Annotated in this window: 22 protein-coding genes; 13 read left to right on the top strand and 9 right to left on the bottom strand. The window is 70.8% G+C overall.

Annotation, left to right across the window (positions count from 1 at the left end):
* The first annotated feature begins 10 nt into the window (after nucleotides 1-10).
* From tsaE to tsaD, 6 genes are all read left to right on the top strand, one after another.
* Nucleotides 11-439 (top strand): tRNA (adenosine(37)-N6)-threonylcarbamoyltransferase complex ATPase subunit type 1 TsaE, encoded by a 429-nt coding sequence (gene tsaE / locus AW273_RS03335; RefSeq protein ID WP_062345444.1) that lies wholly within the window; start codon nucleotides 11-13, stop codon nucleotides 437-439.
* Nucleotides 440-556: 117 nt separating this feature from the next.
* Complete coding sequence (locus AW273_RS03330) at nucleotides 557-1,192, top strand: hypothetical protein (RefSeq protein ID WP_062345000.1); 636 nt, start codon at nucleotides 557-559, stop codon at nucleotides 1,190-1,192.
* A gap of 4 nt (nucleotides 1,193-1,196) precedes the next feature.
* Entirely contained in the window at nucleotides 1,197-1,736 is a 540-nt protein-coding gene (locus AW273_RS03325) for a class F sortase (RefSeq protein WP_062344997.1), read from the top strand.
* A gap of 32 nt (nucleotides 1,737-1,768) precedes the next feature.
* A complete protein-coding gene (gene tsaB, locus AW273_RS03320; protein ID WP_062344996.1) occupies nucleotides 1,769-2,470 on the top strand; it encodes a tRNA (adenosine(37)-N6)-threonylcarbamoyltransferase complex dimerization subunit type 1 TsaB in 702 nt (233 codons plus the stop codon).
* Between the two features lie 20 nt (nucleotides 2,471-2,490).
* Nucleotides 2,491-2,922: a ribosomal protein S18-alanine N-acetyltransferase gene (gene rimI / locus AW273_RS03315; RefSeq protein WP_062345442.1), complete on the top strand. Its 432-nt coding sequence runs from the start codon at nucleotides 2,491-2,493 to the stop codon at nucleotides 2,920-2,922.
* Nucleotides 2,915-3,937, top strand: a complete 1,023-nt coding sequence (tsaD, locus tag AW273_RS03310) for a tRNA (adenosine(37)-N6)-threonylcarbamoyltransferase complex transferase subunit TsaD (RefSeq protein WP_062344994.1) — start codon at nucleotides 2,915-2,917, stop codon at nucleotides 3,935-3,937. The genes rimI and tsaD overlap by 8 nt, the downstream gene beginning before the upstream one ends.
* A 67-nt stretch (nucleotides 3,938-4,004) precedes the next feature.
* On the opposite strand, the gene AW273_RS03305 is transcribed toward tsaD, so the two are convergent.
* From AW273_RS03305 to AW273_RS03295, 3 genes are all read right to left on the bottom strand, one after another.
* Nucleotides 4,005-5,180: a coiled-coil domain-containing protein gene (locus tag AW273_RS03305; protein WP_157555536.1), complete on the bottom strand. Its 1,176-nt coding sequence runs from the start codon at nucleotides 5,178-5,180 to the stop codon at nucleotides 4,005-4,007.
* Nucleotides 5,181-5,361: 181 nt separating this feature from the next.
* Nucleotides 5,362-6,513 carry a class I SAM-dependent methyltransferase gene (locus tag AW273_RS03300; RefSeq protein ID WP_062344990.1) on the bottom strand — a complete coding sequence of 384 codons (1,152 nt, stop codon included), beginning with the start codon at nucleotides 6,511-6,513 and terminating at the stop codon, nucleotides 5,362-5,364.
* 34 nt (nucleotides 6,514-6,547) lie between these two features.
* A complete protein-coding gene (locus AW273_RS03295; RefSeq protein ID WP_062344988.1) occupies nucleotides 6,548-7,621 on the bottom strand; it encodes a ricin-type beta-trefoil lectin domain protein in 1,074 nt (357 codons plus the stop codon).
* A gap of 250 nt (nucleotides 7,622-7,871) precedes the next feature.
* Between AW273_RS03295 and groES the strand changes: the two genes are divergently transcribed.
* The 4 genes from groES (at nucleotide 7,872) to AW273_RS36920 (ending at nucleotide 10,915) form a co-directional block, all read left to right on the top strand.
* Nucleotides 7,872-8,183 (top strand): co-chaperone GroES, encoded by a 312-nt coding sequence (groES, locus tag AW273_RS03290; RefSeq protein WP_030451443.1) that lies wholly within the window; start codon nucleotides 7,872-7,874, stop codon nucleotides 8,181-8,183.
* Between the two features lie 63 nt (nucleotides 8,184-8,246).
* The gene (gene groL / locus AW273_RS03285) at nucleotides 8,247-9,869 is read left to right on the top strand and encodes a chaperonin GroEL (RefSeq protein WP_062344986.1); all 1,623 of its coding nucleotides are present in this window, start codon (nucleotides 8,247-8,249) and stop codon (nucleotides 9,867-9,869) included.
* Between the two features lie 243 nt (nucleotides 9,870-10,112).
* Nucleotides 10,113-10,757 carry a sigma-70 family RNA polymerase sigma factor gene (locus tag AW273_RS03280; RefSeq protein WP_081898345.1) on the top strand — a complete coding sequence of 215 codons (645 nt, stop codon included), beginning with the start codon at nucleotides 10,113-10,115 and terminating at the stop codon, nucleotides 10,755-10,757.
* Nucleotides 10,754-10,915 carry a hypothetical protein gene (locus AW273_RS36920; RefSeq protein ID WP_157555535.1) on the top strand — a complete coding sequence of 54 codons (162 nt, stop codon included), beginning with the start codon at nucleotides 10,754-10,756 and terminating at the stop codon, nucleotides 10,913-10,915. Before AW273_RS03280 ends, AW273_RS36920 begins: the two co-directional genes overlap by 4 nt.
* On the opposite strand, the gene AW273_RS03275 is transcribed toward AW273_RS36920, so the two are convergent.
* Complete coding sequence (locus AW273_RS03275) at nucleotides 10,876-11,253, bottom strand: DUF5319 domain-containing protein (RefSeq protein WP_062337713.1); 378 nt, start codon at nucleotides 11,251-11,253, stop codon at nucleotides 10,876-10,878. The genes AW273_RS36920 and AW273_RS03275 overlap by 40 nt on opposite strands.
* Nucleotides 11,254-11,301: 48 nt before the next feature.
* Nucleotides 11,302-12,291, bottom strand: coding sequence for a helix-turn-helix transcriptional regulator (locus tag AW273_RS03270; RefSeq protein ID WP_062344984.1), 990 nt, complete (start codon nucleotides 12,289-12,291; stop codon nucleotides 11,302-11,304).
* 412 nt (nucleotides 12,292-12,703) lie between these two features.
* Between AW273_RS03270 and guaB the strand changes: the two genes are divergently transcribed.
* Nucleotides 12,704-14,185, top strand: coding sequence for an IMP dehydrogenase (gene guaB, locus AW273_RS03265; RefSeq protein ID WP_062344981.1), 1,482 nt, complete (start codon nucleotides 12,704-12,706; stop codon nucleotides 14,183-14,185).
* A gap of 26 nt (nucleotides 14,186-14,211) precedes the next feature.
* Nucleotides 14,212-15,330: a GuaB3 family IMP dehydrogenase-related protein gene (locus AW273_RS03260; protein ID WP_232327045.1), complete on the top strand. Its 1,119-nt coding sequence runs from the start codon at nucleotides 14,212-14,214 to the stop codon at nucleotides 15,328-15,330.
* Between the two features lie 259 nt (nucleotides 15,331-15,589).
* Here the strand turns inward: AW273_RS03260 and nagA are convergent, their stop codons facing one another.
* The 3 genes from nagA to AW273_RS03245 are packed head-to-tail and all read right to left on the bottom strand — an operon-like array spanning nucleotide 15,590 to nucleotide 18,162.
* Complete coding sequence (gene nagA, locus AW273_RS03255; RefSeq protein WP_083949466.1) at nucleotides 15,590-16,711, bottom strand: N-acetylglucosamine-6-phosphate deacetylase; 1,122 nt, start codon at nucleotides 16,709-16,711, stop codon at nucleotides 15,590-15,592.
* On the bottom strand, nucleotides 16,708-17,571 hold the full coding sequence (locus AW273_RS03250) for an SIS domain-containing protein (protein ID WP_062344979.1): 864 nt from the start codon (nucleotides 17,569-17,571) through the stop codon (nucleotides 16,708-16,710). The genes nagA and AW273_RS03250 overlap by 4 nt, the downstream gene beginning before the upstream one ends.
* Nucleotides 17,572-17,598: 27 nt before the next feature.
* Nucleotides 17,599-18,162, bottom strand: coding sequence for a dihydrofolate reductase family protein (locus tag AW273_RS03245; RefSeq protein ID WP_062344977.1), 564 nt, complete (start codon nucleotides 18,160-18,162; stop codon nucleotides 17,599-17,601).
* A gap of 130 nt (nucleotides 18,163-18,292) precedes the next feature.
* Here AW273_RS03245 and AW273_RS03240 point away from each other — a divergent pair, with 130 nt between their 5' ends.
* On the top strand, nucleotides 18,293-19,702 hold the full coding sequence (locus tag AW273_RS03240) for a WGR domain-containing protein (RefSeq protein ID WP_062344975.1): 1,410 nt from the start codon (nucleotides 18,293-18,295) through the stop codon (nucleotides 19,700-19,702).
* A gap of 26 nt (nucleotides 19,703-19,728) precedes the next feature.
* Here AW273_RS03240 and AW273_RS03235 read toward each other — a convergent pair whose 3' ends face one another.
* Nucleotides 19,729-20,466 (bottom strand): TetR/AcrR family transcriptional regulator, encoded by a 738-nt coding sequence (locus AW273_RS03235; protein WP_062344973.1) that lies wholly within the window; start codon nucleotides 20,464-20,466, stop codon nucleotides 19,729-19,731.

The following is a 20,466-nucleotide window of genomic DNA, read 5'->3' as shown; positions in this document are numbered from 1 at the left end:
GGCCGAGGACATGCGCTCACTCGGCGTGAAGATCGCCGGGCTGCTGCGCGCGGGCGATCTGGTCGTGCTGACCGGCCCGCTGGGAGCGGGGAAGACGACTCTCACCCAGGGGATAGGCGAGGGCCTGAAGGTACGCGGCCCGATCACCTCCCCGACCTTCGTGATCGCCCGGGTGCATCCGTCGTTGTCCGGGGGCCCGGCCCTCGTCCACGCCGACGCCTACCGCCTGGGCGGCGCGCTGGAGGTCGACGACCTCGACCTCGACGCCTCGCTGGCCGACTCGGTCACCGTGGTCGAGTGGGGCGAGGGCCTCGTCGAGGGTCTGTCGGACGAGCGCCTTGAGATCGTGATCGACCGGGACGACACCGACGAGAGTAGGTATGTCCTGCTTCGGGGTGTTGGTGATCGTTGGTCCGATATTCCCGCAGGGACGATCTAGTACGGTCCCGCTTGGAGCCTTCCACACCGCCGCCGATTCGTTAGAAAATGAAGATCTTTACTAATGGATTGGCCTAGATTTTCTGGGTAATGGTCGGCGGTGGGAGGGGTGGGGCCGATGAACGCGTTATCGAAGGCCGCGTTGGCCGGGGTGCTGCTACTCGGAGTCGCCGGCTGTTCTGCGGAGGCGGGCATCGTCCCGGAGCCGTCCATCACGGTGACGCCACCGGTGCCGACGGTCACGGCGAGCGTCCCGCCCCGGCAGGAGGTCCGGGTCACGCTCAACCCCGACGAGATCCAGGGTGGGCAGTCCCGCAACATCCGGATCACCGCCTACTGCCCGCCCGCGCTGCCGGGCACCAGCTACCAGGCCAGCGCCCACTCCGACGCGTTCACCGGCATCGTGAGCCTGCTGGCCCCGGCGGCCGAGACGCCCGCGCCGTCCCCGGCCCCCGCGCCCCGGCTGACCGGCGTGGCCGTGCTCAAGGCCAGCGCGAAGGCCGGTGGCTACCGCGTCGAGGTGCGCTGCTCGGCCACCAACGACACCGGCAACGCCCGTCTCCAGGTGCTGCGCAGCGGCAACACCGCCGACGAGACGCGTTTCCCGACCAAGGCGCCCGGCGCGGGCGGCGGCGGCACGGCCGCCGGCGGTCCCGCCGACGAGTCGGGCATCCCGGTCGCTCCGTTCGCCGTCGGGCTGCTGGCCGCGGCCGGTCTCGGCATCGCGGTGGCCCGCAGGCGCGCCCGGGGCTGACGCCTTGGCCGTCTCCACCCGGATGGTCGTCGCGGCGATCGTCTCGGGGTTCGTCCTGTTCGCGATGACCAAGCCCGACACGGCCGAGGTCGAGGGCGCGCGCAGCAGCGCGGTGCCCGAACGCATCGACATCCCCGTGCTGCGGATGAAGGCGCCGCTGATCAAGCTCGGCCTCACCGGCGACGGGGAGGTCGAGCTGCCGCCGTACGAGAAACCCAAGATCGCCGGGTGGTACGAGGGCAGTTCCGTGCCCGGCGACGAGGGCGCGGCCGTGATCATCGGCCACGTCGACACCAAGACCGCGCCCGCCGTCTTCTACCGGCTCCGGGAGCTGAAGAAGGGCGCGGCCGTCAAGGTCGTCAGGTCCGACGGGAAGACGGTCTCCTACAAGGTCGACGCGATCGAGCAGATCCCCAAGGAGTCCTTCCCCGCCGAGAAGGTCTACCTCGGCGAGGGCCTGCGCCTGATCACCTGCGGCGGGCAGTTCGACTGGGACGCCCACGAGTACAAGGACAACGTCATCGTGTACGCCTCCCGCACCTGAGCACACGCCCTGTAGGGCTAGGCTTGCTTTTTGTGCTGGTCCTGGCCTTCGACACGGCGACCCCTGCCGTGACCGCCGCGGTGCACGACGGAACACGCGTGCTGGCGGAATCCACCACCATCGACGCCCGGCGCCACGGGGAACTGCTCGCGCCGGCGATCGAGACCGTCCTGCGTGAAGCGGGCGTGACCGTCCACGACGTCACCGCCGTCGTGGCGGGGGCGGGTCCCGGGCCCTACACCGGGCTGCGGGTCGGCCTGATCACGGCGCGGGCGTTGTCGACGACGCTCGGGGTGCCCGCCTACGGCATCTGCACCCTCGACGCCATCGCCTACGCCGCCGGGGTGCCCGGCCCGTTCACGGTGATCACCGACGCGCGCCGCAAGGAACTCTTCTGGGCGACCTACGCCGACGGCTCGACCCGGCTCGACGGCCCCCGGGTCGACAAGCCCGCCGACGTGCCGGCGCGCGGCACGGTCGTGGGCGCCCGGCTCCACCTCGACGGCGTGACCGGTCCCGAACACCCGTCGGCCGGGGCGCTGGCCGCGCTGGCCGCCGTCGAACTGGGCCGGTTGTCGCCCGAGGAGGCCGCCGCGGCGGCCAAGCTGCCCGAGGGGCGCATCGACTCGGTCGAGGCCGCCCAGAACCGGGCCATCCTAGGACCGCCCGTGCCGATCTACCTGCGGCGCCCCGACGCGCAGATCCCGGGGGCGCCCAAGAAGGTGACGGCGTGAGCGTGGTGACGCTGCGCGGCATGGGCGTCGACGACCTGCCGGCCGTCATGGAGCTCGAACGCGCCACGTTCCCCGCCGACGCGTGGAGCGAGCGCATGATGCTCGGCGAGCTCGCCGACCAGCCCCGCACCCGCCACTACATCGTGGCCGAACGCGACGGCCGGATCGTGGGCTACGCCGGCCTGGCCGTGGCGGGCGACCAGGGCGACGTGCAGACCATCGCCGTCCTGGCCGAACACCGGCGGGCCGGGGTCGGCGCCCTGATGCTCAACGCCCTGCTCGACGAGGCCGGCCGCCGCGGGGCCTCCGCGGTCTTCCTCGAGGTCCGGGCCGACAACGCCCCCGCCCAGGCCATGTACGAACGGTTCGGCTTCCACCAGCTCGGCCTCCGGCGGGGCTACTACGACGACGGAACCGACGCGATCACGATGGTGAGGAAACTCGATGGCTGACGAGCCGATCGTCCTGGGAATCGAGACGTCCTGCGATGAGACGGGCGTCGGCATCGTACGCGGCCACACCCTGCTGGCCGACACGATCGCCTCCAGCATGGACGAACACGCCCGCTTCGGGGGAGTCGTCCCCGAGGTGGCCTCCCGGGCCCACCTCGACGCGATGGCCCCCACGGTCGACAGCGCCCTGGCGAAGGCGGGCCTGAAGTTCTCCGACATCGACGCCATCGCCGTCACGGCGGGCCCCGGCCTGGCCGGCGCGCTGCTGGTCGGCGTGGCCGCCGCCAAGGCCTATTCGGTCGGTCTCGGCGTGCCCCTCTACGGGGTCAACCACCTCGCCGCCCACGTGGCGGTCGACCAGCTCGAACACGGGCCGCTGCCCGAGCCGTGCATGGCCCTGCTGGTGTCGGGCGGCCACTCGTCCCTGCTGCTGGTGCCCGACGTGACCCGGGAGGTGATCTCCCTCGGTTCGACCGTCGACGACGCCGCCGGCGAGGCGTTCGACAAGGTCGCCCGGGTTCTCGGGCTGCCGTTCCCCGGCGGCCCCCACATCGACCGGGCCGCCCGCGAGGGGCGCGGCGACGCGATCCCGTTCCCCCGGGGCAAGGTCGACGACGGCACGCTCGACTTCTCGTTCTCCGGCCTGAAGACGGCCGTGGCCCGATATGTGGAGAAGCAGGGCGACTCCGTGTCGGTGTCCGACGTGGCGGCCTCGTTCCAGGAGGCCGTGGTCGACGTGCTGACCAGGAAGGCGCTCCAGGCGTGCCGCGCGCACGGCGTGGAAGACCTGCTGATCGGCGGCGGCGTGGCGGCCAACTCGCGGCTGCGGGCGCTGGCCCAGGAGCGCTGCGACGCGGCCGGGGTCCGGCTGCGGGTGCCCCGGCCGGGGCTCTGCACCGACAACGGGGCGATGGTGGCCGCTCTGGGGTCCAACCTGGTCGCGGCGGGGGCGACGCCCTCGCTGCTCGACATCCCGGCCGACTCGTCGATGCCCGTCACCACGGTCAGCGTCTGACCGCTTCGCGACGCGAGAAGGGCCGGGCCACCGAAGTGGCCCGGCCCTTCTCGCGTATGAGGCGTTGTCAGTCCTTGGAGCCCCTGGTTGGCCTCAGGAGGGCCTCAGCCAGCGCCAGCATCGTTTCCTCCAGCGCCCCCAGCCTTCTGGTCAGGTCGGTGTGGGCGGGCTCCACCGTGGTCGACAGGGCCTCGCGGACCGCCTCGCGGTCGGGGCGGGTCTCGACCAGCGGGGCGATCTCGCCGACCAGACGGTGGAGTTCGCCGATCTCCAGGGTCGCGGGGAGCTGGCCGAGCCGCTGGTTGATCGACTCGACACGGTCGTCGACGCCGTCGAAGCGTTCGCCGAGCTGCTCTTCCAGGGCCTCGACCTTCGAGCTCAGGCGGCTCTCCGAGTCGCCCACGCAGGCGCCCAGGCGCTCGTCGAGGGCGCTGACGGCGCGGTCGGTGCCGTCGAGCTTCTCGCCGTTCTCGGTGAGCTTGGCCTCGACGCCCGTCACGCGGGTGTCGATGTCGGCCAGGCACTCGTCGGCCGTCTCGATGCGGGCGTCGATGCGGTCGAGGCGGGCGGTCACCCCCGCGACCTGGCCCTCCAGGGCGTGGAACTGGGCCTTGGCGCCCGACTGGGCCTCGCTGATGGCGCTCAGGCGGGCGTTGCTGGCCGACTGCTGGCCCTCGACGCCGGAGATGCGGGTCGCGATCTGATCGAGGGTCGCGGTCAGGCGGGTGACCACGTTGTCGAGGCCGGTGGTGAGGGACTCGGTGAAGTCGGCCTCCAGGCGGTCGAGGCGCTCGGTGAGGTCGGTGACGGCCTTGTCGATGCGGCTGAAGCGGGCGGCGGCCGCCTCCATGCCGGTCTGCATCTGGGTGAGGCGGTCGGTGACCGAGGCCAGCCGGGTGAGGGACTCCTCGACGCTCTCGCCCATCGTGCCGACGTCGGCCCACAGGCTGGGGAGCTCGCCGATGGGGGTGACCTTCTCGCCGACGGTGTCGACGTGGTCACGGACCATCTCGATGTGCTGGGCCAGGCCCTCGGCCCAGGCGGGCGGGCGGCCCGTCAGGTCCTCGAGGCGGCCGCCGACCGCCTCCATGGTCGCGCTGATGCCGCCGAGCTCGCGCTCGCGGACCTCGCGGAGCAGCCATTCCATGCCCTCCATGCGCTGGCGGATCTCGTCGAGCACCGCCCCTTGGGTGCGCTGCTCGTAGACATGGTCCTGGGCCGCGCGGGCCAGCAGCTCGCGCATCCGGTCGGACACTGCGGCCTGACCGCCCGCTTGAAGGAGGGTGTGGTTTTCCACCGAGGAGCTCCGGATCAAGAGGAAGACGTGAACACGTAATGTCACCGAACGATAACCCTCGGCGCTGCCACTTTCCCGGGGACAGGGAAACATCGGGGTTCCCGATGGATTGCCCGGACTGGCGGCTTTACCTGCCCATTTCCGAGGCCAGCACGGCCACGGGACGGGTGCCGAGACGGGTCAGCACGACGACCGCCGACCTGTCCCCGGACAGTCGCAGATCGTGACGGAGCTTCTCCACGTCGACCGCCGAACCGCGCTTCTTGATCGTGACCGCGCCGACCCCGCGCTCCCGCAGCGCGGCCCTGAGCCTCTTCAGCGAGAACGGCATGACCTCCTCGACGAGATAGCCGGCCGCCCACGGCGTGGGCACGTGGTCGTCGGCGGACAGGTAGGCGATCTGGGGGTCGATCAGCCAGCCCCCGACGAGCTCGGCGACCTCGCCGACCAGGTGGGCGCGGACCGCCGCGCCGTCGGGTTCGTACAGGTAGCGCCCGATGGGGGCGACGTCGGCCTCGACGCCGCGGGCCGTCATCGTCTCGCCGTACGGCAACAGGGTCGCCCGGCGCCCCTCGGCGCCGGACCAGAGGACCGCCTCCTTGACCTCGCCCCGGAACGAGACCCATTCGGCCTCCATGCCCTCGGGGATGTACTCGTAGGGGATGCCGGGGGCCACCTTCAGGCACGCGGTGCGGGCCCGGGAGATCAGGTCGAGGATCACCTCCCAGCTCGGCGAATAGGCGGCGGGGTCGAAGACACGGCCCTTCGTGGTCCTGCGGGCGGGGTCGGCGAACAGGGCGTCGTAGGCCGACGGGTCGAGCTTCGCGGCGTCGGCGACGCGGACCTCCGCGTCTACGCCCAGAGCGTGGGCGTTCGCCGTCGCCACGGCCACGGTCAGGGGGTCGAGGTCGACCGCGTCGACCGCGCAGCCCGCACGGGCCTGGGCGATCAGGTCGCCGCCGATGCCGCAGCAGGCGTCGGCCACCGACCGGCCCGCCAGCCGCCGGGCGCGGTGTTCGGCGACCTCGGGGCGGGTGGCCTGCTCCAGGCCGTGGGGGGTGAAATACATCACCTCGGCGTCGGGGCCGAACTTGGCGACCGCGCGGCGGCGCAGGCCCGCCTGGGTGAGCGCGGCGGAGACCAGGTCGGCGTCGAAGCGCCGGCGCAGCGTGGTCACGGCCTCGACCTGGCCCGCGCCCGAGGCCAGCGTCGCGCCGGCCTCGGCCAGGGCCGTCTGGCCGCCGGGAGTGAGCAGGCGGGCGAAGCTCTCCAGGTCCACACGGAGACGCTAGCGCCCGCCGCTCACTGGTCGGCTATCGCGTGGTCCAGCGCTGGGCCGTGGTGCCGTCGCAGTCGCGGAGTTCCACCAGGGCGCCGTTGCCGGTGCCGGTGGAGTGCAGGCACTTGCCGGAGCCCGCCGCCGTGATCGAGCCGTTGGCGTTGTGGCTGAAGCGCTGCGCCGGGCTGCCGTTGCAGGGCCAGATCTGGATCTTGGTGCCGTTGGCGGAGCCGTTGCCGTTGACGTCCAGGCAGCGGGTCCCGTCGTAGACGCGGTACTCGCCGGCCGCGGTGCGGGTCCAGCGCTGGTTGGGGTTGGTGTGGCAGTCCCACGTGATGATCTGGGCGCCCTGGGCCTGGCTGGCGCCGTTGACGTCCATGCAGCGGTTGCTCGCGCCGTTGACCAGGTTGACCGTGGTGGAGGCCGTGGGCACGAGGCTGCCGGGGACCGACTGGAGGGCGGTCCACCAGCGGGCGGCCATCTTGTCGTAGCCGGTCTGGTTGGGGTGGAGGCCGTCGGCCAGGTCGGCGGTGGTGAAGCCGGTGTTCATGTCGACGAGGTGAGTCAGCGGGCCCTTGGAGGCCACGATGCCGGGGATCGCGGCGTTGAAGGTCTGGATCCGCGCGTTGAAGGCGGGATCGGCGGACGGCGTGATCTGTGCGACGAACAGCTCGACCTGAGGGGCGTTGGCCCGGATCTTGTCGATCAGGGCCGACAGCCGCGCGGGCGCCGTGGACACCTGGAACTGCTGGCCCATGTCGTTGGTGCCGATGTGCAGCAGGATCGTCCGGGGGCCGTACGCCTGGAGCCAGCCCACGATCTGGGCGTCGATTTGGTCGATCCGCCAGCCCGAGTGGCCCTCGTGGTCGTGGTCGCCCAGGCTCGCCGGCCCGTTGAACCCCGAGCCGACGAAGTCGACCGTGTGACCTGCCTGGACCATTCGCTGCCATAGATTGACGCGGTAGCCGCCGGGGACGTTGAACCCGTCGGTGATGCTGTCTCCCAGCGGCATGACCCGCACGCCGCCGTTCGACTCCGCGTGGGCGGGTGTGGTCAGGAGACCCGCCGTGAGCAGGAGGCCCGTGAGGGCCGTCAACAATCTGCGCATTGCCCATCCCTTCGATTGGTGGCACAAGCGAGGGCGAGATCAATGAACGACTGGGGCCACCGGCTGTCAACACTCGCCTGAGGTGCGGTCCCGCTCGTGTTGACGTGCTCGGGGAAGGTGCATACTGTGTCGTGTTGGCACTCGCCTAGTGAGAGTGCCAATGCGACGCAGATAGGTCTGACACCCGCGACGGCAGGCCGCTGGTCGCCTCTTCAGCTCATTCATCGCAATCTGAAGGGGAGGTCCGATCGTGACGACCGCCACCAAGGTTCCCGTTAAGCCGCTCGGCGACCGCATCGTGGTCCAGCCGCTTGAGGCCGAGCAGACCACCGCCTCCGGCCTGGTCATCCCGGACACCGCGAAGGAGAAGCCCCAGGAGGGCAAGGTCCTCGCGGTGGGCCCCGGCAACTGGGACGAGTCCGGCAGCAAGCGGGTTCCGCTCGACGTCAACGAGGGCGACGTCGTCCTCTACAGCAAGTACGGCGGCACCGAGGTCAAGTACGGCGGCGAGGAGTACCTCGTGCTCTCCGCCCGTGACGTGCTCGCCATCATCGAGAAGTAAGCCGTGAGAAGACCCCGGGCGCGACGAGCGCCCGGGGTCTTCGACGCTGAGAGGACTTGTTAAATGCCCAAGACCCTGTCGTTCGACGAGGACGCCCGCCGCGCTCTTGAGCGTGGCGTGAACGCCCTCGCCGACGCGGTCAAGGTGACCCTCGGCCCGCGTGGCCGCAACGTGGTCATCGACAAGAAGTTCGGCGCGCCGACGATCACCAACGACGGCGTGACCATCGCTCGTGAGGTCGAGCTCGACAAGCCTTACGAGAACCTGGGCGCCCAGCTCGCCAAGGAAGTCGCCACCAAGACCAACGACGTCGCGGGTGACGGCACCACCACGGCGACCGTGCTGGCCCAGGCCATGGTCCGCGAGGGCCTGCGCAACGTGGCCGCCGGCGCCCAGCCGCTGTCGCTCAAGCGCGGCATCGACCTGGCCGCGAAGGCCGTCAGCGAGAAGCTGCTGTCCTCCGCGCGTCACGTCGAGGACAAGAAGGAGATCGCCCACGTCGCGACGATCTCCGCCCAGGACGCCAAGATCGGCGAGCTGATCGCCGAGGCGTTCGACAAGGTCGGCAAGGACGGTGTCATCACCGTCGAGGAGAGCAACGCGCTCGGCCTGGAGCTCGAGTTCACCGAGGGCCTCCAGTTCGACAAGGGCTACCTGTCGGCCTACATGGTCACCGACCAGGAGCGCATGGAGGCCGTCCTCGACGACCCCTACATCCTCCTGACCCAGGGCAAGATCGCCTCCCTGGCCGACTTCCTCCCGCTGCTGGAGAAGGTCGCCCAGACGAAGAAGGCCCTGTTCGTGATCGCCGAAGACGTCGAGGGCGAGGCCCTGGCCGTCCTGGTCACCAACAAGATCCGCGGCACCTTCACCTCGGTCGCCGTCAAGGCCCCCGGCTTCGGCGACCGCCGCAAGGCCATGCTGCAGGACATCGCGATCCTGACCGGCGCGCAGGTCGTCTCCGAGGAGATCGGCCTCAAGCTGGAGCACGTCGGCCTGGAGGTGCTCGGCACGGCCCGCCGCGTCGTCATCACCAAGGACGCCACGACCATCGTCGACGGCGCCGGTGAGGGCTCGGCCATCGCCGACCGCGTCAAGGAGATCAAGCTCGCCATCGAGCAGTCCGACTCCGACTGGGACCGCGAGAAGCTCCAGGAGCGCCTCGCGAAGCTGTCGGGCGGCGTGTGCGTGCTCAAGGTCGGCGCGGCCACCGAGGTCGAGCTGAAGGAGAAGAAGCACCGCCTGGAGGACGCGATCTCGGCCACCCGCGCCGCGATCGAAGAGGGCATCGTCTCCGGCGGCGGCTCGGCGCTGGTCCACGTGGCCGCCGAACTCGACAACCTCGGCCTGTCGGGCGACGAGGCGACCGGTGTCGCCGTCGTCCGCAAGGCTCTGGTCGAGCCGGCCCGCTGGATCGCCGAGAACGCCGGCCTCGAAGGCTACGTCGTGACCTCCAAGGTCACCGAGCTCCCCGTGGGCCACGGCCTCAACGCCGCCACCGGCGAGTACGGCGACCTGGTCGCCCAGGGCGTCATCGACCCCGTCAAGGTCACCCGGTCGGCCGTGCAGAACGCCGCGTCCATCGCCGGCATGCTGCTGACGACCGAGGCGCTCGTCGTCGACAAGCCCGAGGAGGAGGCCCCCGCCGCCGCCGGCGCGGGTCACGGCCACGGGCACGGTCACTAATAACGGTTGCCGTTCTACGGCCCTCACCCCATTCCGGGGTGGGGGCCGTAGTTCTATATAGAAGCTGTACGCCCAATGGGTCTGAGCTGTCAGAACATCTGACAGAAATACAGCAATTTCAACGTATTAGTGAAATGTCCAAAACCGTCGGGTGTTCGTGCGATTACTTATGGTTATCGCCGCCCCAATGTGACCAATCCGTATCCGTTCACCATGACGACAGTTCTCTGTGTGGCGGGCATCATGCCTAACGTGACCGAGGGATGCGTCGCCGACGCCGCAACTGGGGTAAGGCTTGCGATTGGGTCCAGAGTCGACGTGAGGCCGGAGGAGTCCGACCTCAGGGAGCTGACCAGTCTGGCCGTGACAGGGGACCGCACCGCCATCGAGAGGCTGCTGACGCAGCTCCGGCCGATGGTCGTGCGCTATTGCCGAGCCAGGCTCGGCCGGGTTTCGGGGCATTACCACAACGCCGACGACGTGGCCCAGGAGGTCTGCATCGCGGTGCTCTCGGCGCTGCCGCGTTATCGGGACATGGGCCGCCCGTTCGCGTCGTTCGTCTTCGGCATCGCCTCCCACAAGGTGGCCGACGCGCTGCGCAGTTCGGTGCGGTCGGCCGTGCCGACCCAGGATCTCCCCGACGGGCCCGACGAGGGTCCCGGGCCCGAGGAGACCGTGGTGCGCTACATCGAGGCCGAACACGCCCGCGCGCTGCTGTCGCGGCTGCCGGAGAACCAGCGGGAGCTGCTGATTTTGCGGGTGGTCTCGGGGTTGTCGGCGGAGGAGACGGGCAACGTCCTCGGCATGTCACCCGGCGCGGTCAGAGTGGCCCAGCATCGTGCTCTTGCCCGGCTCCGTCAGATGGCGGAGCTAGAGTCGATTGCGTGACAATCGACGTTGACGCCGTGCTCGACGCGTTGGCCCGGCGCGAGGTGGTGCGGTCAGCCGATCCGGCGATCCTGGTTCTGAAGACCCTGATCGCCGATGTTGACAGCATTCAGGAAGCTCAGCGGCTCTCTTCGGTGTCGATGACGCCGTCGACGTAGCCCCGGGCGTACTCCCAGCTCACGTAGTCGGCGGGGTCGGGTTGGAAGGCGGGCTCGTGGACTTGGGGCCGGCCGTTGTCGATCATCTGGCGCAGGTTGCCCCGGAGCAGGTCCCAGTCGAAGTAGTGCTGTTCGCCGCATTCCGGGCAGTCGAGCACGAGACCGAGCACCCCCTGCGGTTCGAGCAGGGAGCGGAACACCTCCACGTCGGCGAGGTCGGTCAGGGCCTCGTCGCGCTCGGCCATCGTGAGCGGCTCGGGGTCGTCGAGCTCGCCCAGCTCCACGGCGGGGTCGTTGGGGTCGTCCGCGAACGGGTCGCGGGGGACGTCTTCCAGCACGTAACCACCATATGACTCCCATCGCCCCCGGTGTGCTCAAAGGCCGGGTCAGGACAACCAGCCCCGGCGGGCGGCCTCCACCCCGGCCTGGAAGCGGGTCTGGGCCCCCAGCTCCGCCATGGCGTCGGCGAAGCGGGCCCGGACGGTCCGGACCGAGAGCCCCAGGCGCCGGGCGATGGTGTCGTCGGAGATCCCCTGGGACGCCAGCCTGAGGACCTGAACGGCCCCCGGAGAGTGCCGGACGGGCACCGCCCGCTGCCACATCTCGTCGAACAGCGCCCGCAGCGCGCCCACCACGATCGGGGCCCTGACCAGGTAACAGTTGTATGCGCTGCCGGGCAACGACACCCCCCAGTCGGCCGGGAGGCCGGCGGCGTCGTGGCCGATCGCGAAGAACCAGCTCGGTACACGGTCGAGGGCCCGGATGCCCGCCCCCGCGGCGGCGAGCCGGTCGAGCGAGTCGCGCATTCCGGGCATCGAGAGGGCGGACGAGGGGATCACCGCACGGGCGGAAAGGAGATCGCTTTTGAGCGCCTCGATCCACGTGTCGGCATATTTTCGGATGAAATCCGTCAAACTGCGTTCATCGGGGATCGCGGTCACCAGATCAGAAGGCGGCGATTGGAGCGCCAGCCCGATCACGCTCTCGTAGAGTTCGTCGGCGCCGTTCACCAGTTCCACCGGGAACCGGCGGTCCTGATAATCGCGCCCGGCGTCGTAGGTCAGGGTCAGCCCGCCCACCGAGGCGAGCACCTCGTCGATCTGGCGGCTCTCCTCGGCCAGGCGGTCGAGGCGGGCGGCGATCAGGCGGCCGATGGCGGCGGCGGGGTGGCGGGCCAGGTATTCGCCCGCCTGCTCGTCGACCGCGCCCAGCCGGACCAGGCCGGCCAGCCGGGCGGCCACCTCGTCGGCGGGCTCGTCGGCGGCCTGGGCGATCTCGGGGAGGGTGGCGCGGTGCAGCCGCAGGACGGTTTCGTACACCGCCGTCTGGGCCCTGGTGAGGCCCAGGCGTTCCAAAGGGTCGGCAGAGGTGGTCATCGTCGGTCCAGTTTCAGGTCGTGGTCGCGCCCGGATGTCTGCTCCCTCGCCCGGAGCCGCCGCGGCCGGGCCACCGAGCGACTTCGCGAGAATAACGCGCTATTGCGTTTCGGGCCGAGAAAACCGCGACAGGTGCAGCTTCGTGTAGTTGCAGGTTCGGACATTGTGCCGAGACCGAGGGTGACGCACTCTTGACCGTGCGTCGGCACGGGTGGGACACCGTGACCGACCGGGCGCGGAGGGGGGCTCGGCGGTCACCGTGGGGGTCCCATCACCCGACGCGTCAGGGGGGTCCGTCCAGCGACGGCCCCCCTTTCCCATGGGGGTGGCGGTTCCCTTGTTCGGCTCGCTCTAGACTGGCTCGAAGGCCTGACGAGGTCTTCTTTGCCGCACGAGGGGGTTCGCGGACACCATGGCCAGATTCACCGAACAAGGGCTCACGTACGACGACGTACTGCTGGTGCCCGCATATTCGGACATGCAGCCGGGTGACGCCGACACCAGCACCCGGCTGACCCGCACGATCACGCTGCGGATTCCTCTGATCAGCGCCGCGATGGACACGGTCACCGAGGCGCGCATGGCGGTGGCGATGGCCCGCCAGGGCGGCGTCGGCATCCTCCACCGGAACCTGTCGATCGACGACCAGGCCCGCCAGGTCGACCTGGTCAAGCGGTCGGAGGCCGGCATGGTCACCAACCCGGTCACCTGCTCGCCCGACGACACCCTGGCCGACGTCGAGGCGCTCTGCGCGACCTACCGGATCTCCGGCGCCCCGGTCACCGACGCCGAGGGCGTGCTGGTCGGCATCGTCACCAACCGCGACATGCGCTACGAGACCGACCACTCCCAGCGCGTCAGCGACGTGATGACCAAGATGCCGCTGGTCACCGCGCCGGTCGGGGTCTCCCGCGAGGAGGCCTTCCGGCTGCTGCGCACCCACAAGGTCGAGAAGCTGCCGCTCGTCGACGATCGCGGCCGCCTCCAGGGCCTGATCACGGTCAAAGACTTCACCAAGAGCGAGCAGTATCCGCTGGCCACCAAGGACGCCGACGGCCGCCTCATGGTCGGCGCCGCCATCGGGGTCGCCGGTGACGCCGAGGAGCGCGCCCGCGCCCTCGTCGAGGCCGGCGTCGACGTCATCGTCGTCGACACCGCCCACGGTCACTCCAAGGGCGTCTGCGACATGATCGCCAAGATCAAGGCCAACACCGCCGTCCAGGTCATCGGCGGCAACATCGCCACCCGCGCGGGCGCCCAGGCGCTCATCGACGCGGGCGTCGACGCCGTCAAGGTCGGCGTCGGGCCCGGCTCCATCTGCACCACCCGCGTGGTCGCCGGCGTCGGCGCCCCGCAGGTCACCGCCATCCACCAGGCGTCGCTCGCGGCCGGCCCCGCCGGGGTGCCGCTGATCGGCGACGGCGGCCTCCAGTACAGCGGCGACATCGCCAAGGCCATCGCGGCCGGCGCCGACGCGGTCATGCTCGGCTCCCTGCTCGCGGGCTGCGAGGAGTCGCCGGGCGAGCTGATCTTCATCAACGGCAAGCAGTTCAAGTCCTACCGGGGCATGGGCTCGCTGGGCGCCGTCCGCAACCGCGAGCGCGGGGGCGTGTCCTTCTCCAAGGACCGTTACGCCCAGGACGCCGTCTCCGGCGACGACAAGTACATCCCCGAGGGCATCGAGGGCCAGGTCCCCTACCGCGGTCCGGTCGCCGCCGTGGCCCACCAGTTGGTCGGAGGGGTCAGGCAGGGTATGTGGTACACCGGCTCCCGCACCATCGAGGAGCTGCGTGAGAACGGCGAACTGATGCCGATCACCGCCGCCGGGCTGAAGGAGAGCCACCCCCACGACATCCAGATGACGGTGGAGGCTCCGAACTACCACCGTCGCTGACCTCTATCGACCAACAGGAAACACACATGACTCAGGTGGAGATCGGGCGCGGCAAGACCGGGCGGCGCGCCTACGCCCTCGACGAGATCGGCATCGTTCCCTCGCGGCGCACCCGCGACCCCGAGGAGGTGTCGATCTCCTGGCAGATCGACGCCTACCGCTTCGACCTGCCGCTCGTGGTCAGCCCGATGGACAGCGTGGTCTCACCCCGCACGGCGATCGAGATCGGCCGGCTGGGCGGCCTGGGCGTCCTCGACCTCGAAGGTCTCTGGACGCGCTACGACGACCCGCAGCCGCTGCTCGACGAGGTGGCCGAACTCGGCACGGCCGCCGCGACCCGCCGGCTGCAGGAGATCTACACGGCGCCGATCCAAGACGACCTGATCGGCCGCCGCATCGAGGAGATCCGCGCGGCCGGGGTGACCACGGCGGTCCGGCTGTCGCCGCAGCGCACCGTCCAGCACCACAAGGCCGTCATCGACGCCGGCGTCGACATCTTCGTGATCCGCGGCACGACCGTCTCGGCCGAGCACGTCTCGGGCAGGGCCGAGCCGCTGAACCTGAAGCAGTTCATCTACGAGCTCGACGTCCCCGTGATCGTCGGCGGCTGCGCGACCTACACGGCGGCCCTGCACCTGATGCGGACCGGCGCGGCCGGCGTCCTGGTCGGCTTCGGCGGCGGCGCGTCCCACACGACCCGCAACGTGCTGGGCGTCGTGGTGCCGATGGCGACCGCGATCTCCGACGTGGCGGCGGCACGACGTGACTACATGGACGAATCGGGCGGCCGCTACGTCCACGTCATCGCCGACGGCGGCATGGGCGGCTCGGGCGACATCGCCAAGGCCATCGCCTGCGGCGCCGACGCGGTCATGGTCGGCTCGCCCCTGGCCCGCGCCGCCGAGGCCCCCGGCCGCGGCTTCCACTGGGGCTCCGAGGCCCACCACCCCGACCTTCCCCGCGGACGTCGCGTGGAGTTCGGCACCATCGGGACCCTGGCGGAGATCCTCCACGGCCCGTCGTCGGTGGCCGACGGCTCGATGAACCTGATGGGCGCCCTGAAGCGCACGATGGCGACGTCGGGCTACAGCGACATCAAGGAGTTCCAGCGCGTCGAGGTCGTGGTCGCCCCGCCGCAGCCGTGACGACGTTCTGACGCAGGGCGCCGAGATCTTTCCCGGCGCCCTGCCGCGTTTTTCGGTGCGGCCGGCGCATATGGCGAGATTTCCGGCGCTTGCGCCGGATGGCCGGTTACCGGCCCTTGCGTCCGGCTCCCGTTCGGCTGGTCGCGTATGCCGAAATTTCGGCACTTGCACCCGATGGTGGTCGCGTAGGCCGGATTCGGGCCTCGGCGCGTGGGCGCGCGCGGAGCAGGGGCTGGCGAGTAGGCATCGGTTCGTCGTCTCAGACCCACTCGCCGTGGCGCATGACCCGGTGGACCTCCAGATCGTCGTCCAGGACCACCAGGTCGGCGCGTTTGCCGACCGCGATCGAGCCGACCTCGTCGTCGAGGCCCAGGGCTCTGGCGGGGTTGAGGGAGGTGACCTCGGTGGCCTGCGGGAGGGTCAAGCCGTTGAGCTTCACGCCGCGCCGGAAGGCCTTGTCCATGGTCAGCGTGCTGCCCGCGATCGAGCCGCCGCCCTCCAGGCGGGCTTCGCCGCCTCTGACCTCCACGCGCATCGGGCCGAGGTCGTAGTCGCCGTCGGGCATGCCGGCCGCGTCCATCGCGTCGGTGACGAAGGCGACGCCGCCCCTGGCCGAGCGCAGGGCCAGGTCGATGACCGCCTCGTGGAGGTGGAAGCCGTCGTTGATCAGTTCGACGGTCACCCGTTCGTCGGCCAGGGCCGCCGTGATCGGGCCGGGGTCGCGGTGGCCCAGGGGGCGCATGGCGTTGAACAGGTGGGTGGCCACCGTGGCGCCCGCGTCGATGGCCGCGCGGGCCTCGTCGTAGGTCGCGTCGGTGTGGCCGATCGCGGCGATCACGCCGTTGGCGACGCAGGCGGCGACGGCGTCGAGGGCGTTCGGGAGTTCGGGGGCGATGGTGAACATGCGGGCGTGGCCGTGGGCCGACTTGATGAGGTCGAGGAACTCGGCGACCGACGGCTCCCGCAGGAGGGCGGGGCGGTGGGCTCCGCACTTCGCGGCGGAGATGTACGGGCCCTCGAAGTGGATGCCCGCCAGCAGGCCCTCGCGGCAGAGTTCGGCCAGTTCGCCGGCGACCCGGCGGAGGTGGTCGAGCGGGGCGGTGACCAGGCTGGCCACGGCCGTGGTCGTGCCGTGGGACAGGTGGAAGGCGAAGGCGCGTCTCGCCTCGGGGGCCAGGCCGGTCGGGTAGCCCGCGCCGCCGCCGCCGTGGACGTGCATGTCGACGAACCCCGGGACCACGAAGTGGTGATTCAGCGATTCGCCGTCGCGCGGGGCGGTGCCGTGGCCGATGTGGGTGATGCGGCCCTCCTCGATGGAGAGCCAGCCGTCGGCGACCGCGTGTCCGGTGACGATCCGGGCGTTGACGAGGGTCGTGCTCAAGGCAGGATCACCGATCTCGTGAGGTGGCGCGGTTCGTCGGGGTTCAGGCCGTGGGCCAGGGCGCGGGCGACGGCCACACGCTGGATCTTCACCAGTTCCGCCATCGGGTCGCGGGCCGAATCGACGAACGTGCCACCACAGTCGAGCACCTCCGCCGCCAGGCCCTCGGGGGCGTCGCCGAGCAGCCACGTCACCCGCCCCGGGCCCGCGATCGAGATCGGGCCGTGGCGGTATTCCATCGCCGGGTAGCTCTCGGTCCAGGCGCGGGCGGCCTCGCGCATCTTCAGCGCCGCCTCGGCCGCCAGGCCGGTGGTCCAGCCCCGGCCGAGGAAGGTGTACTGCTCGGCGCCGGCCAGGTCGCCGAGGTCGTCGGAGAGGGCGAGTTCGGCGTCGGCGATCGGCCCGGTCAGGTCTTCGCCCAGGTGGGCGCGGAGCAGGGCCAGCTGGGTGGTCGCGAAGCGGGTCTGGACGACCGATCGTTCGTCGGCGAAGTCGAGCACGATCACCTCGCCCGCCGCCGTCATGACGGGCGTGGCCGGGTCGGCGGTGATCGCCACGGTCGGCGTCTCCACCGCGTTCAGCAGGGCCAGGACCTCGGTCGTGGTGCCCGACCGGGTCAGCGCGAGGACACGGTCGTAGCCGCGCCCCAGCGGGAACTCCGAGGCGGCGAAGGCGTCGGTCTCGCCCAGGCCGGCGGACTCCCGCAGGGCCGCGTACGCCTGGGCGACGAACCAGGACGTGCCGCAGCCGACCACGGCGACCCGTTCCCCCGGCCGCGGGAGCGGGGCGTTCGCGGCCAGGTCGGCGGCCCTGGCCCAGAGAGCCGGTTGTGAGGCGATTTCCGATTCGGTGTGCGTCACAACCGGCACTTTATCCAGGCAGGCCCCTCAGGAACCGGCGGGGGCGTAGCGGTGCACGGTCACCGAGCCGCAGGTCCGGGACTCGATCAGGCGCAGCCGCAGGCGGTCCTTGACCCCGCTGAGCAGCGGGGTGCCGCCGGTGAGGATCACCGGGTGGACGGCGACGACGATCTCGTCGAGCAGGCCCAGGCCGGCCAGCGTGGAGGCCAGCGCGTTGCCGCCGGTCAGCATGATGTTCCCGTCGCCCTCGCCCTTCAGGGCGGTCAGGTCGGCGGCCAGGTCGGCGCCCCGGACGATCCGGGTGTCGTCCGGGACCTCGGTCAGGGTGTCGGAGACGACGACCTTGGCCTTCGACCGCCACTTGGGGGCGTAGGCGATGTCGTGCGGGTGGTCGCTGACCTGGTCGGCGGTGGGCCAGTAGGAGGCCATCCAGCCGTAGACGACTCTGCCGTAGAGCAGGATGTCGGTGGCGTCGGTCTGCTCCTCGGAGAAGGCCGACAGTTCGGGGCCCATCTCGGCCCAGTCGAAGGCGCCGGGGCCGTCGATGTAGCCGTCGAGCGACGTGTTGACGTAGTAAACGATCTTTCGCATGTCCGCTCCTCAGTCGTCGTTTCAGCAGTGGGTCGGAGCCGGGCGCGGGTTCTCTACATGCGTACCAAGAAAAAATGTCCGCCACTTCCCCTACGCTCGCGATCACTCATCAAAGGGAGGAAATGGGGATATGACGTACCTGGAGCTGTCCGAGGAAGGCGGCGGGGCGCACAAGTTCTACGAGGCCGTGGTCTCGGGGACGCGGGTGACCGTCACGTACGGCCGGATCGGGGAGAACGGGCAGGTCAAGGTCGCCGACTTCCCTACTGAGGAGAAGGCGCGGGCGGCGGCGGCCAAGAAGATCGCGGAGAAGACCAAGAAGGGCTACGCCCCGGCGGTCCGGGGCGTGCGGCAGCGCCGCGCGGTCACCCGGCGGGCCATCGTCAGCACCCGCTCCACCGCCCAGCAGGCGCCGGTGCTCTGGCGCTTCGCCAGCGGCTCGGCGGCGTTCGGCATCTTCGTCGACCGGGAGCGCTGCTGGGTCGGCAACCAGGCCGGGCAGGTCTACACGCTGACCCCCGAAGGGGAGATGACCGGGCGCTACAAGCTGCCCGACGGGGTCAAGTGCATCGTCGCCGACGACTTCTGGATCTACGCGGGCTGCGACGACGGCAAGGTCTACGACCTGAGCGGGAAGGTGCCGCGGGCGGCGTACGAGATCGCCTCCGACGTCGACATCTTCTGGCTCGACATCGCCGACGGCGTGCTGGGGGTCTCCGACGACTCCGGGCGGATCACCACGATCGACTACGAAGACGAGTTCCTCTGGGCCCGCACCGGCGGCGGCCGCTCCGGGTGGATGGTGCGCTGCGACGGCGACGCCGTCTACCACGGGCACTCCGGCGGCGTGGCCCGCTACGACCTCCAGGGCAACCAGGCGTGGTACCAGACCGCCGCCTCCGGCGTGCTGTTCGGCTGGCAGGAGGAGAAGTCGGTGTACGCCGGCACGGCCGGCCGCACCGTCCACAAGCTGGCCAAGGCCGACGGCGCGGTCGAGGCGGTCTACCGGTGCGACGCGGCGATCTACTCGTGCGCGACGTCGCCCGGCGGCCAGTACGTCTTCGCCGGCGACTCCTCCTCGTCGGTCTACTGCTTCTCCGCCGACGGGACCCGGTTGTGGAAGCTGGCGACCGGCTGCGGCTCGGCGTTCTCCATGCAGTACCTCGACGAGCGCCTCTACATCGTGACCACCGACGGCTCGCTGGCCTGCGTCGACGCGACCGAGCAGGCCATCGCGGCGGCCCGCGGGGGCACCGTCCCGCAGGCCCGCGATGTCAAGATCGCCGCCGCCCTGCCCGTCGTCGAGCCGTCGGTGACCGTGGAGACGACGACCGACACGGGCGACGGCGTCCTCGTCGAGTGCTTCAGCGAGGGCGGCCGGTTGCGGATCCGGGTGCTCAGCCCCGGGTACGAGGCGTGGAACGTGCAGTTCCCGCGCGAGATCCGCGAGCCGGGCGCGCGGTATGTGGTCGAGGGCATCCGGCCGTCGGGCAACGGGGGGTTCTACCGTGCCTTCGGAGACATCCGCCGCCTGGTCTGATCCGGGGGGCGGCCCAAGGTCCGGCGCTAGCCGTTCCGTCTGCCGGCCTGGTTCTCCAGGCCGTCCAGTAGCAGGTTGAGGCCGCCCGCGAACGCCTCGCGGGCGGCCTTGTCCCATGCGACCGGGGGCAGGCCGGCCGACCTGGGGAAACGGTCCGCGAAGTCGGGGACCAGGTCGTTCATCAGGCGGGATCTGGCCGTCCACCACTCCTGGTCGGACGTGCCCGTGCCGGCGGCCGCCCCCCGGTTTTCCGCGATCGTTCTCGCCGAGCCTCTGACCAGGCTGAACAGGGCGCTCACGGTCGCCCTGACCGCCACGTCCGGGAGGACCTCCAGCAGTCTCTCCAGCACCGTCTGCTCGTGGGGGCCCAGGACCGGGCGGGCGTGGGAGACCTGGAGCAGCCACGGATGCCGCAGGTAGCGCTCGTGGAGGGCCACGGCCCAGGCCTCGACCGCCTGCCGCCAGTCGCCGGGCAGGCCGGGGACCAGGCCCGCGTGGGCGTGGTCGTACATGAGGTCGATCAGTTCCCGCTTGGTCGGGACGTAGGTGTAGAGGGCCATCGCCGTCTTGCCCAGGCGCTCGCCGACCGCGCGCATCGACAGGCCGTCGAGGCCTGATTCGTCGGCCACCGCGATGCCCGCCGCCAGGATCGCGTCGACGGTCAGGGCCGGTTTGGGGCCGCGCCTAGGCGGGCCGTCGCCCGGCGTCCGCCACAGGAGCGCGAGTGTGCGCTCGGGGTCACCCTGTCCCGCGTAGACGACCAC

Source organism: Herbidospora yilanensis, from assembly GCF_001570565.1.
GTDB lineage: Bacteria > Actinomycetota > Actinomycetes > Streptosporangiales > Streptosporangiaceae > Herbidospora > Herbidospora yilanensis.
Note: the sequence above shows the minus strand (reverse complement) of the source record. Positions and strands in the feature narration are given on the sequence as shown.

What these genes read in the sequence shown, in the direction of transcription:
- AW273_RS03240 (WP_062344975.1), top strand. Translation starts at nt 18,293, where the DNA reads ATGACGTACCTGGAGCTGTCCGAGGAAGGCGGCGGGGCGCACAAGTTC.
- rimI (WP_062345442.1), top strand. Translation starts at nt 2,491, where the DNA reads ATGGGCGTCGACGACCTGCCGGCCGTCATGGAGCTCGAACGCGCCACG.
- AW273_RS03295 (WP_062344988.1), bottom strand. Translation starts at nt 7,621, where the DNA reads ATGCGCAGATTGTTGACGGCCCTCACGGGCCTCCTGCTCACGGCGGGT.
- AW273_RS03330 (WP_062345000.1), top strand. Translation starts at nt 557, where the DNA reads ATGAACGCGTTATCGAAGGCCGCGTTGGCCGGGGTGCTGCTACTCGGA.
- guaB (WP_062344981.1), top strand. Translation starts at nt 12,704, where the DNA reads ATGGCCAGATTCACCGAACAAGGGCTCACGTACGACGACGTACTGCTG.
- groL (WP_062344986.1), top strand. Translation starts at nt 8,247, where the DNA reads ATGCCCAAGACCCTGTCGTTCGACGAGGACGCCCGCCGCGCTCTTGAG.
- AW273_RS03305 (WP_157555536.1), bottom strand. Translation starts at nt 5,180, where the DNA reads ATGCGCGAGCTGCTGGCCCGCGCGGCCCAGGACCATGTCTACGAGCAG.
- AW273_RS03270 (WP_062344984.1), bottom strand. Translation starts at nt 12,291, where the DNA reads ATGACCACCTCTGCCGACCCTTTGGAACGCCTGGGCCTCACCAGGGCC.
- AW273_RS03280 (WP_081898345.1), top strand. Translation starts at nt 10,113, where the DNA reads ATGCCTAACGTGACCGAGGGATGCGTCGCCGACGCCGCAACTGGGGTA.
- AW273_RS03245 (WP_062344977.1), bottom strand. Translation starts at nt 18,162, where the DNA reads ATGCGAAAGATCGTTTACTACGTCAACACGTCGCTCGACGGCTACATC.
- tsaE (WP_062345444.1), top strand. Translation starts at nt 11, where the DNA reads ATGCGCTCACTCGGCGTGAAGATCGCCGGGCTGCTGCGCGCGGGCGAT.
- AW273_RS03260 (WP_232327045.1), top strand. Translation starts at nt 14,212, where the DNA reads ATGACTCAGGTGGAGATCGGGCGCGGCAAGACCGGGCGGCGCGCCTAC.
- tsaD (WP_062344994.1), top strand. Translation starts at nt 2,915, where the DNA reads ATGGCTGACGAGCCGATCGTCCTGGGAATCGAGACGTCCTGCGATGAG.